Source organism: Mycobacterium sp. (assembly GCF_050701675.1).
In the GTDB taxonomy this organism is placed as follows: domain Bacteria; phylum Actinomycetota; class Actinomycetes; order Mycobacteriales; family Mycobacteriaceae; genus Mycobacterium.
Genome location: NZ_JBOGDD010000171.1, coordinates 1 through 3,909, shown reverse-complemented (window position 1 = coordinate 3,909; position 3,909 = coordinate 1). Strand labels below are relative to the sequence as shown.

General features: G+C 65.7%; 5 protein-coding genes and 1 pseudogene. 4 read left to right on the top strand and 2 right to left on the bottom strand.

All coding sequences use genetic code 11. The annotated features are described in order from the left end of the window. Positions 1–101: 101 nt before the first annotated feature. Positions 102–305 carry a cold-shock protein gene (locus ACRDUX_RS05080; RefSeq protein ID WP_056548397.1) on the bottom strand — a complete coding sequence of 68 codons (204 nt, stop codon included), beginning with the start codon at positions 303–305 and terminating at the stop codon, positions 102–104. Positions 306–444: 139 nt separating this feature from the next. Here ACRDUX_RS05080 and ACRDUX_RS05075 point away from each other — a divergent pair, with 139 nt between their 5' ends. The 4 genes from ACRDUX_RS05075 to ACRDUX_RS05060 all read left to right on the top strand — a co-directional run bounded on the left by ACRDUX_RS05075 (position 445) and on the right by ACRDUX_RS05060 (position 3,241). Beyond that, on the top strand, positions 445–1,461 hold the full coding sequence (locus ACRDUX_RS05075) for an Rv2578c family radical SAM protein (protein ID WP_526411627.1): 1,017 nt from the start codon (positions 445–447) through the stop codon (positions 1,459–1,461). An 81-nt stretch (positions 1,462–1,542) separates the two neighbouring features. Next, positions 1,543–2,154, top strand: coding sequence for a hypothetical protein (locus ACRDUX_RS05070; protein ID WP_526411625.1), 612 nt, complete (start codon positions 1,543–1,545; stop codon positions 2,152–2,154). A 5-nt stretch (positions 2,155–2,159) separates the two neighbouring features. Beyond that, positions 2,160–2,741 carry a hypothetical protein gene (locus tag ACRDUX_RS05065; RefSeq protein WP_526411629.1) on the top strand — a complete coding sequence of 194 codons (582 nt, stop codon included), beginning with the start codon at positions 2,160–2,162 and terminating at the stop codon, positions 2,739–2,741. After that, entirely contained in the window at positions 2,738–3,241 is a 504-nt protein-coding gene (locus tag ACRDUX_RS05060) for a hypothetical protein (protein WP_526411623.1), read from the top strand. Before ACRDUX_RS05065 ends, ACRDUX_RS05060 begins: the two co-directional genes overlap by 4 nt. Here the strand turns inward: ACRDUX_RS05060 and ACRDUX_RS05055 are convergent. Next, a pseudogene (locus ACRDUX_RS05055) lies at positions 3,161–3,909 on the bottom strand (hypothetical protein); the annotation flags it as partial. The gene ACRDUX_RS05060 and the pseudogene ACRDUX_RS05055 sit on opposite strands and share 81 nt — an antisense overlap.

Here is a 3,909-nt window from a genome sequence, read left to right as displayed (position 1 = left end):
TCCTGGTGGTGTCGCTGGTGCTGTCCGGCTGAAGTGGATGGCCTGAAAATGAACTATGGGCTGACAAGGTTTCCCTTGCCAGCCCATAGATCGTGAAGTTCTTAGATCGCGGTAACTCCGGTGGCCTGGGGGCCCTTCGCACCTTGTCCGACGTCGAACTGAACTCGCTGAGCCTCTTCCAGCGAGCGGTAGCCGCCGCCTTGGATCTCAGAGTAGTGGACGAAGACATCCGGGGAGCCGTCGTCGGGGGCGATAAAGCCGAAGCCCTTTTCGCTGTTGAACCATTTCACAGTTCCCTGTGCCATACCGTTTTACTTCTTTCATCAGGAACGGATGTGTCTTACACCCGCTCGGAAGTCTACGGCACAAACGGCCGCTCATCTCACTAAAGATCGCGAAGAGTCGAGGATTGACTTTCCATCGAACAGATGTTCGACTGAATCCGTGCGCTGGGACGGTCAGGGGATCGCGGTCGACGACGGCGCGTTGCCGGGATTGCAGCGCATGGGCCTCGTCCGTTCAGTGCGTACTCCGCAGTTCGAAAACATCACGTTTCACGAGATTCTGTGCAAGTCGGCGCTCAACAAGGTGCCCGACGCGTCCGAGTTGCCGTTCCGTTTCACCGTCAATGGTTACCGCGGGTGCAGTCACGCGTGCCGGTACTGCTTCGCCAGGCCGACCCACGAGTACCTCGACTTCGACAGTGGCAACGACTTCGACACTCAGGTGGTCGTGAAGACCAATGTCGCCGCCGTGCTCCGCCGGGAGCTGTGTCGCCCGTCGTGGACCCGCGAGACGGTGGCGCTCGGCACCAATACGGACCCCTATCAACGCGCCGAGGGCCGGTACTCCCTCATGCCAGGAATCATTGGTGCACTTGCCGATTCGGGTACGCCGTTCTCGATCCTCACCAAGGGCACGCTGTTGCGCCGCGACCTGCCGCTGATCGTCGAGGCTGCGCGGGTCGTCGACGTCAGTGTCGCGGTGTCCCTGGCCGTCGGTGACCTCGAACTGCACGCCGACGTCGAGCCGGGCACCCCGACGCCACGGGCTCGGCTCGAGTTGATCCGCGCGATTCGTGGTGCAGGACTCGACTGTCACGTGATGGTGGCCCCCGTCCTGCCCCTCTTGACCGACTCGGTCGAGCAGCTCGACGCGCTTCTCGGGCAGATCGCCGCCGCTGGAGCCACCAGCGCGACGGTGTTCGCGCTGCACCTGCGCGGTTCGACGCGGGGCTGGTTCATGGCCTGGCTGGCACGGTCGCGCCCCGAACTGGTGTCTGAATATCGCCAGCTGTACGCGCGCGGAGCCTATCTGCCTGCGAACTACCGCGACTCGTTGCGCGAACGGGCAGCTCCGTTGATCTCCAAGCACGGTCTGACCGGTGACCACCGGTCCTTCCGCTCGGTGCCTCCGGCGGAGCAGACGGTCGTCCCGCTGCCAGAACCGACCCTGTTCTGAGTGCAGCAGCACCCCAGCAGGTCGGTGCCAAGACACGAGGAGCGGTAGGGCCTCGATCGACGCAGCACTAGCATTCTGCACATGGGAGGCGTTCCCGGCAGCCCGACGATCAAGGGCCGGATCGGAAGTTGGTTTGCGGGACTCGAATTCCGCCAAATGAGGCAGTTGGCCGTGCTCGCGGTCTTGGGAGCCACCGCGCTCTTCGGCGGCTTGGACACCGTCGATGACTCCGTGACGACGTTTCGACCCGGCGAGGAGTTCAGCGACGGCCAGTTCACGGTCGTCGTCGAGCGCGCATCGCTGGTCGGTGAACTGCGCTCCGGTTCACGGGTGCTGCGCGCACCAGCACCGGGCACGCAATACCTGGGGGTGGTCGCCACCGTGCGCAACGACGGCACCACGTCCGGCGGTTTGCGCAACGAACTCGACCTTCGCGACCAGCCAAAGGCAGAGTTCGTCGGGGCGATGCGCTTGGACGGTGGCACCGAGATCCTCTCGCTGGGACCTGGTCTCAAGGAGGAGGTCGCCTTCGTGTGGTCACTGCCCGAGTCGGCGTTGCGACCGGGTCAGGACATCGAGCTGCGCATCTGGAAGAAGCAGTTCCGCGAGCTCGCCGTGACCTATGGCCGGGCCTGGATCGACAGCGAAACCGATTATGGGCAGGTCACGGTGCAGGTACGGGGCGACGGGTGAATTCGATGGTGGCGCGGTTGCGCGGGCTGGTCCCCCTTGGCACGGTGATCGTCGTGCTTGCGGCGGCAGCGATGCTGTGGCACAGCTTGCCGACGCCAAGCGAGGTGTACGCGCCGTTCGATGAACATGGGTCGATCGGTGCGCCCGTGTCGGGACGCGATATCACTGCGACCGTCACGCGGGTACGCATCGCCGACCGTGTCGTCGACACCACCTCCCGAGATCCCCAGTCCATCAGGGCAAGCGGTCGCTGGGTCGTCGTCGACACCACGTTGGCCGTGACGGCGTACCCCGCGCTTCCACACGTTGAACTGCTCGTCGGCCCGAACACGTACGCCCCGGCCGACCGGTTCACGTTCACGTCCTGGGTGAGCGAGCTGGCGCCGGGTATCGCGATGACCGGCCCGTGGGTGTTCGAGGTCGCCCCAGCCGTGCTCGACGCTCAGTCCACCAAGGAACTGGTGCTGCGGGTCTGGGTGGGCGACGGCAGGCTCGATTCCCGCCTGGTGATCGGCCTTCCACTGGATGCCCCGCAGGTCGGTCGATTGGACGAGGTCGCCCTGCAGCCCGAGGTCGCGGCGTCATGATCGTCAGAGCCCCGTGGCGGCGAAACGTCGTAGGAGGCCTCGTCACTGCGGTTGCGCTCGCCGTGATCACTGCGACTCAGCTGTGGCCATCGTGGTCGCGGTACGAGGTCACCGTCGTTCCGGCCCACGTCGTGCCCGTCGGCGGATCGGTCGACGTCGGCGGTCACGTCTGGCGGCTCGGAGCGACGACCCATCCCGCTCGGGCCGACCGTCCCTACGGGCCAAGGCAGCCGGCGGGGACCGTCCGCCGCGTGGTCACCATCGAGCGGTCCGGTGGGCCGGACGCGCTGCCGTGTACCGGGGTTGTCACCGACGGGCACCGAAGGTGGAAAGCCGAAGGCTTCAACGGTTTTGCCGTGAAACTCGCCGACGGTGCCACGGAAAGCTGCGCGCGAGCAGGGCCGTTGCAGTGGACGTTCCTACTGCCCGGCGACGTGCTGCCCACCGCTGTCGACGTCGTCGATTTCAACGGGCGAATCATCGTGCGGTTGCTGCTGTAGAGCGGGAGGTGCCGCATCGTTGCGAGGGCTGACGTGCTCGAGGCAGAACGCGACGGTGGAGGCGATCAGGCAGAGCCGCAGCGGTTCCACGATGAGGTGCGATGCCAGTGCAATCGCGTCGATGGTGCCCGACCAGAAGGTGAAGGGGTGTGGGCCCAAGAGCCATGCCGCGAAGCGGAACAGGTAACCGGAACCGAGTTGGGCCCGGTAGTAGCTGTCCGACATGTCCAACCACGCCAGGACGAGATACAGCAGGACGTACGTCGACACCGCCAGCAGTCCACCGTGGGCGATGAGGCGTGCGGAGTCGACGATCGGGCGAAACCGTCCCAGCTGCGCCTCGGCGTGACTGAGGGACTTCTCCCGCAGCGACTTGGGGACCTTCGACCAGCGGGCCGTGACCTTCTTGCGCGCCGGCTCGGTCCGGTCCAGGTAGCGATCCGACCTGGTGCCGACCAGACGCCGCGTCGCGCCGCGCCAGTCCCCGGCCGAGACCCCGTAGACGATACCGGCCACGGCCAACCACATCAGGGGGACCGCCGCGCCGCCGAACACCGTGCGCAAGACCGACATCACGGCGTCCCACATCGCCTCCAGGAAGTGGAAGTCCGCGAACATCTTCTCTCGACTGTCGTTGAACCACACCACGATCCGGCGCTCCTGGATCC

What these genes read in the sequence shown, in the direction of transcription:
- ACRDUX_RS05080 (WP_056548397.1), bottom strand. Translation starts at nt 305, where the DNA reads ATGGCACAGGGAACTGTGAAATGGTTCAACAGCGAAAAGGGCTTCGGC.
- ACRDUX_RS05070 (WP_526411625.1), top strand. Translation starts at nt 1,543, where the DNA reads ATGGGAGGCGTTCCCGGCAGCCCGACGATCAAGGGCCGGATCGGAAGT.
- ACRDUX_RS05065 (WP_526411629.1), top strand. Translation starts at nt 2,160, where the DNA reads ATGGTGGCGCGGTTGCGCGGGCTGGTCCCCCTTGGCACGGTGATCGTC.
- ACRDUX_RS05060 (WP_526411623.1), top strand. Translation starts at nt 2,738, where the DNA reads ATGATCGTCAGAGCCCCGTGGCGGCGAAACGTCGTAGGAGGCCTCGTC.